Here is a 6,806-nt window from a genome sequence, read left to right as displayed (position 1 = left end):
CCCGCTTAACCCTCCAGTCTTAATCTCTCTGCTCATCCTCGAATCTCATCAGCCGCTTTGGTCTGCTTCAGCCACCAGTTCGGCTTAACCGCGCCTGTGCCGGCAGGCTGTTCAATGGCCTCCTCCGGCAATGGAAGCGGACGGCGGACAGCATTCGGCGCGCGCAGCTCCTCCCAGCTCTCCATGATGACATGCGCGTTCGTGCCTCCGTCTGCAAAACTGTTCAGCGCAGCGGTTCTGCGGCCCGGCCATTCGGCGCAATCCCTGCTGAAATAGAAAGGTGACGCTTCGATATCAAAGTGCTTCATCGGCCTTTGGCCGGACAAATACGGAACTTGCTCTCCATGATTCAGCATCAGCACCACCTTGATCAATCCGGCGATCCCTTCTGCACATAAAGGATGACCGATATTCGGCTTGACCGACCCGATGCCAAGCGGCACTCCGCCGTCCTTGCGGTACACGGCCTGAATTGCCTTCAGCTCCAGCAGATCGGTCACTACTGATCCGGAGCCGTTCGCCTCAATGTAACCGATCTCCTCCGGCCGTTTACCGCTTCTGGCCAGCGCCTGGCGCATCACTTCCTTCTGTGCCTGCAGGTTCGGCACGGCAGGACCTGCCGTCCTCCCGTCATTGTTCACGGCAGTTCCTTTAATGACTGCGTAGATCCGGTCCCCGTCCTTAACCGCCTGCTCTACAGGCTTGAGCAGCACGACTCCCACTCCTTCCGACAACACCACGCCCTGCGCGCGGCTGTCAAACACGTGAAAGTTCGGCTCCGGGCTTAAGATGCCCCGCTGCTGAAACAGCCGGTGTATCTTACTGGAGGTCAGCAGGCTGACTCCGCCGACAAGCGCACATTCGATTTCTCCGCTGCGCAAGGCCTGGACCGCCAGATTGAGGCCGACAAGCGCCGAAGAGCAGGCGGTATCCAGGACGAGACTCGGGCCGTGGAGATCGAAATACTGCGAAATGTTGGCGGCCAAATAATTCGACCCGACCGCCAGAATCGGATTCCGGGCTTGAAGCAGACTTGCTTCATCAGGATCATGCTTGCTGCGCGCACCGATGTATACGCCTACTGAACGCTCTTTGATCTCCTCCGGCGTATAGCCTGCATGATGCCATGCCTTGAGGCTTTCTTCGAGCAGCAGCAGTGCCTGCGGGTCCATCGCTTGCGCATCTTCATTCGATAAACGGAATACAGAAGCCGGCATCGCCTGCGGCCGGCCGAGCAGACCGGCATAATATAGCTCCGGCCCCGGCCAGCGCCCCGCCGGAACAAGGCGGATGGCGGAGCTTCCCTCTGACAGCAGGCGCCAGTAGTCGTCCAGCGTCTCCGCTCCGGGAAAGCGGCAGGACAAGCCGATGACCGCGATATTCGGCGCATCCGTGCCCGAATCTATCACTCGGCCTGTGGCAGCAGTCTGCGGCAGCGGTCCTGATAACGGTACCGGCGGCTGCTTCAAAGCGGCAGCCGGTTGAAACAGGCGGCTGTCCCCTTGGCCCGGCAGCTCCATCGCTTCCCTGCTGTGAGCAGCGAACGAATCACCGTGATTGTCTGCAAGCCACGCCGATAAGGAACGGATGCTCGGGTGTTCATACAGGATTGACGGGTCCAGCTCAGTGCCGACCCCCTGCTTAATGATTCGCAGCACCTGCGCCAGCATAATGGAATCCACGCCATATTCGGCAAAAGGCAGGTCGGGATCAAGCCGCAGCGGGTCAAGCTTCAGCTCTTTCGCGAACACGCCCGTTACGAATGACCGTACCGCCGGCAGCACATTCTCTGCGTCCCGCTCTTCTTGCGGCGCAGGCTTCCTTGCCTCAATCCGGGCATCCCCCAGCTCACGCAGGCTGCGCAGCAGCAGCCTCGCCGGCTTCCAGCGCCGGGGATCGACCACGGCCGGCAGCACAACCGGTCCCTGGCCGCCGGACAAAATACGGTCCAGCATCAGTAAGCCCTCGGCATCCGTATGCGCAAGCATTCCCGTCTGTTCATAAGCACGGCTCTTAACCTCGCCAAGGCCCGTCTCCTTCCAGCTCGGCCACTGGATGCTGATCACCGGGCATTCCCCGCTCCATGCCTGTGCGGCGTAATCCATATACGCATTAGCCATCGCATAATCGCTCTGCCCCGCTGCCAGTGTCGGCATGATCGCTGACACCGACGAGAACAGCACAAAAAACTGCAGGGGCTCCTCTCTCATGCAGCGGTATAAGACATTAAGGCCCTTCACTTTCGGTGCCCACACCTCTTCCATCCTGCCGCCTGATTTGCGGATAAATGCCGGTGTGTCCAAATTACCCAGCCCAGCGCAATGAAGCACGCCGCCGATCCCGCCCCACGCCGCCTTCACCTCGCTTAAGCAGCGGCGTACGGCCGCCTCGTCGGTCAAATCAAGGGCCAGTACCTTCACCTGAGCCCCGAGCAACTCCAGTTCGCGGACCATCCGTATTTTCTGCCCGGTCGGGCTGGCCTCGTCCGCCGTATAGTCATCCCACTGTTCGCGGGGCGGAATGGCTTCGCGTCCCGTCAGCACCAGCCTGCGTACACCCCGGCTTCTGACAAAATGCTTCGCGCATAAGGCCCCAATGCCGCGGGTGCCTCCTGTAATCCATAGCGTTTGCCCCTCCGGAAACGGGCCGGGCGCCTCTTCTCCGCTGTCCATAGGCAGCTCCGCCAGACAGGCGCGGTACCGCATCCCTTCTAGATAGCGCACCTCGGCATCTTCGCTGTCTGTCAGCAGCTCAGCCGCAATCGTCTCCGCCATAACGTGCCCGCCGCAATCCGGCGCGAAGTCGACGTGGCGCGAACGCAGGTGGCTGTATTCACTTTGCAGCATCCGGTATAAGCCGGCCTGCATAGCCCCGGCCAGATTGACCGGGCCCTGCTTCTGCCCCTGCGTTGCTTCCAGCCCCGTGGTCACGCCCAGAAGCATCATGCCGTCACGCGTCCCTCGCTCTATCAGCCGCTGAAGCCAGGGAATCCAGCCATCCGGCTCGTTGGTCCGTTCTTCCCCACAGCCGGTCAAGTCGACGACGTATGAGTAGACATGCTCATCCAGCTCGGAGCGAAGCTCTTCGGAGCCCAGTATCCGGGCAGCTGGCAACTGCCGGGCAAGCCGGAGAGCAAGCGGTCTTGTCTCCTCCGTCGTGAGAATAGCCACAGCTCCGGACAGGCTGCAGATAGATGCCGGCGGCGGACACGGCTCCCACTGCTTTTGCAGCAACCTCATGCTCCGCTCGACCGGTATAGCCCCGCCATCACGGCGGGCAGACATAGGAGGCCATCCCTGTTGTCCAACTGCATGATCGTCTGGAGCAGCCATTGAAGGCAGCCAGTACCGTTCCTTCGCGAACGGATAAGACGGCAAGCTGAGCCGTTTCGGAGCATTGCTCCCATACAACTGTTTCCAGTCAATACCGACGCCGTTTACCCATAGCTGCGCGATTTTTTCCAGCTGTCCTTTGCTCAGCCACCGCTGCAGCAGCTCGCCGAAATCTTCATCCGCCCGGAATACGGAAGCCAGCTCGCCGCTTGGCTTGACCGTCCCCCGGAACACCGACGTGATATTCTCTTTCCCCTGCGCAATTTGTTCGAGCTGAAGGATCAGCTCCCGGCTGCTGCGGGCAACGCAAATCACGCGATCGTTCATCGGTTCGCGTCCCACTTGCAGTGTATAGGCTATAGCTTCAAGGTTCTCTGCATCCAGCCGGCCTGAACCTCCGGACTTTTCAACGGCGGGTGAAGCATCTTCCTCTTCTATACCCGCCGTCCCTTCGGCAATCCGTTTCGCCACGGCGGCAGCCGAACGAAGCGCCAGGATCGTCTCGCTGCCGAGTTCTATGCCGAAGGCAGTCTTTAATTTATCGTGAAGCTGGATGAAATGTACCGGCTCCAGTCCGTATTCGGACCAGTCCTGCTCCGCATCGATGATTCCGTCCTTCATCTGAATGATGTCCGAGACGATGCTGCATATCCGGTGCTCAGCCGTTTCCAGAATAGCGGCGCCATGCCGCTTCCCGACTGCTGCCGCCTTCTGTTCAGTCAAGGAGGCTTGCAGAAAAGCAGCCAGCTTGGCGGCGTAAGCTTGCAGACGCTCCTTATTTTTGGCTGACAACGGTATCAGGTATAGCCGTTCTCCCGGTTCAAGGCCTGCTGCGTTTAGAGGCTTCACCATGTCCGGTTCCGGCATGTATTCTTCAAGGATGATATGGGCATTCGATCCGGTTGCCCCGAACGAGCTGATACCAGCACGCCGCGGGAAGACCGTCTCCTTGCCGCCGATAACGGCCTTCGGCCGCTCCCAATGCTTCAATGTCCGCTGAATATAAAAAGGTGAGCCGGCAAAATCAATGTACGGATTCGGCTCCTCCGCATGGAGTGAGGGCACCAGCTTCTCGTGGTACAGCTGTAAAATCACTTTGTGCAGCCCGCCGATGCCGGCTGCCGATTCCGCATGTCCGATATTGGATTTGACCGAACCGATTGAGCAAAACCCGGTGTCGGATGTGTAATCCCTGAACGCCTTGACAAGCCCTTGCATTTCAATCGGATCGCCTAGTGACGTCCCCGTTCCATGCGCCTCGATATAAGAGATAGTCCGCGCGTCGATGCCCGTTTTGTCCAGGCATTCGCTGATCAATTCAGCCTGGCCGACCGGACTGGGCACCGTAATTCCGCTGACCGTACCTACGTGATTGATAACGGTTCCTTTAATAACAGCATAAATAGAGTCGCCATCCCGGACCGCCTTCCGAAGAGGCTTGAGCAGCACGGCGCCGACGCCTTCACTGGACACGTAGCCGTCCCCGCCCTCGCCGAATGTACGGCACCGGCCGTCGCTGGCATGCATATCCATCAGGCCGTAGGAGACGTATTTGTTCGGATGCAGGGACAGATTCACGCCCCCTGCCAATGCAACCTCGCATTCGCCGTGCCGGATGCTCTCGGCCGCCAGATGAACCGCCGTCAGTGAAGAGGAGCATACTGTATCGATGGTCATGCTGGGACCGTGGAAATTGCAAAAATAAGAGACCCGGTTAGCAATCGGCGCATAATTGAGCGACAAAGGAAACCGATTGCCCTTCGCCGCCTCTTCCGCTCCAAGCATCGCATAGTCCTTATGCATCACGCCGGCAAATACACCGACCGGCTGCCGCTTATGGCGGCCCCGTGGTTGAACGAGCGTACCCGGTGTATACCCCGCATCCTCAATCGTTTCCCAACAGACCGTTAAAAACAACCGTTCCTGAGGGTCCATCGTCTCCGCTTCCCTTGGGGAGATCCGGAAAAATTGCGGGTCAAAGCAATCCGGATCGTCGATGAAGCCGCCCCAGCGGGACACCGGCTTGCCCGAAGGCGAAACAATATCCTTATAGCTTTCCCATTGCCAGCGGGTGGACGGAACCTGGCGGATACTATCCTTGCCCGACTTCAAATTGTCCCAAAAGGCGGCTAGCCCGTCCGCGTCAGGATACCTTCCGGCCATCCCGATAATTGCAATGTCGCCGTCTGCACCGGCATCTGGCGACGGCAGGGCGTTCGCTGCCGCTTGTTCCCGGCCTTGCGGCTCGCCGGCGGACCTGAAGGACGGGATGTTCCCATACGAATCCTTCACGTACGTTTCCTTCTCGTACGCCTCCTTCCCGTACGTATCCTTCCTGCCAAAACGTCCGGAATAGGCCGATGCCAAATAGTCGGCCAGCTGCACGGCCGTCGTATGCTCGAACAGCAGCGTTGGCGGCACAGCGTCTCCGATCTCATTTTCGATGGCATTCGCAATGGCAAGCAGGCCTGCCGAATCCAGACCCAGCTCGTAATAGCCGGCGTGGGGATTCAGCTCCTCTTCCGTCTTCTGCAGCTGTTCCGCCAGAAGCTTCCGCACGAGCTTCAGCGCTGCCGCAGCCCCCGCCGCATGGCTCTGCTGCTGTTGTCCGTCCGGGCGAGAATCCCCGATAATAATGTCCGCTCCTGTATTGTCTTGGCGGATCAGCTTCATTGTGAAGTTCGTCAGCTCAGCTACTTTACTCCCTTGCTTATCGTAATAACTGATCGTCATCGACAGCAGCTCTCCCCTTTGTTGGACGGACGAGGAGAGTACCTTGGCGGAACAGCCGGTCTGCAGCAGTCCTGAAGCGCGGAACGATTCGTAAAATAACGGCAGCAGCAGACCTTTCCCGGTCTGTAATCCACCCGAGAACAAGCCTCCGAGAATCCCGGCCCCGCTTCCGTCCAGGAGTACGGGATGGAACATAAATTTGTCCGCCGTCAGGAGCGCCTCCTCGCTGACAGCAGTTTCCATGATATAGGCTTCGTCTGTTGCCCATAACGTTCCCGCAGCTTTCATGAAACCGGTATGCAAGACGCCGCGCTGCGTCCACTCCTCGTACATCCTGCCCAGATCCCGGGAACGTGCCGGGGCCGACTTGTATTCGTCCGGATAGAGCTGTTCATCGAACAGTACCGGTCCGATCCGGTGCATTTCTGCCACTGCATATAAGATTTCTTCACCGGAGTATATTCCGCTGAGCCTGCTCCGGCCCCCGAAGCGTACCGCCCAGCGGCCTTCTGCGGTTTCCGTCACCTGGATGGTGAGCACAATATCCTCTTCGGGCCTGGCGGTCAATGGCTGATGGATGGACAGATTCCGCAGTTCAAGCTCGTTGAACCGGTATTTGTACTTCCGGAAGATTTGATACAGTATATCGATATAGGCCTGGCCTGGCAGAAGCGATTGTCCGCAGACCTGATGATGCCGAATCATCGGATTATTTTGATTAAAGACCAGCTGCTGCTTCAT

At 58.8% G+C, this 6,806-nt stretch carries 1 protein-coding gene; it reads right to left on the bottom strand.

Annotation, left to right across the window (positions count from 1 at the left end; all coding sequences use genetic code 11):
• Positions 1 to 32 precede the first annotated feature (32 nt).
• Complete coding sequence (locus tag GC101_RS15940) at positions 33 to 6,806, bottom strand: beta-ketoacyl synthase N-terminal-like domain-containing protein (RefSeq protein WP_171718031.1); 6,774 nt, start codon at positions 6,804 to 6,806, stop codon at positions 33 to 35.

Source organism: Paenibacillus phytohabitans, assembly GCF_013141775.1.
GTDB lineage: Bacteria > Bacillota > Bacilli > Paenibacillales > Paenibacillaceae > Paenibacillus_AQ > Paenibacillus_AQ phytohabitans.
The sequence above is the reverse complement of the archived record's forward strand: the minus strand, read 5'-3'. Positions and strand labels throughout refer to the sequence as shown.